The 364-nt window shown below is 54.7% G+C and carries 1 protein-coding gene; it reads left to right on the top strand.

From position 1 onward, the window contains the following. Positions 1-364: FAD-dependent oxidoreductase (locus Q4563_RS17255; protein ID WP_303605370.1), on the top strand; the 364-nt coding region annotated here is incomplete at both ends.

Genomic DNA, 364 nt, shown 5'->3' with positions numbered 1-364 from the left:
ATATGGGGCGATGCCTTGCACGGCATCATGTTGGAGCCGAGCAGGGTATTGCCTGGCAAAATCGCCAGCAAATCGAGGCGCTGGAGCCGCACTTGTCGGAGCAATTCCGGCGCGGCCTCTGGCTGATGCCGGAAGGTCATCTGGAAAATCGCCGTCTATTGGTTTTGTTACATCGGGCCATTATTTCCGCTGGTGGAAAAATCAGTCTGAATAGTCCGGTTGATTACGTTGCTGAAGACGCGCACAGCCATTGGTATGTGAACCAACAAGCTTATCCGGCAGTGTTATGGATTGATTGCTGTGGTGTTGGCGCCCAGCGTTGGCGGTCACAAGTGCGCGGTGTGAGGGGCGAGGTAATCTGGAT

Source organism: Gilvimarinus sp. 1_MG-2023, assembly GCF_030548285.1.
The sequence above is the reverse complement of the archived record's forward strand: the minus strand, read 5'-3'. Positions and strand labels throughout refer to the sequence as shown.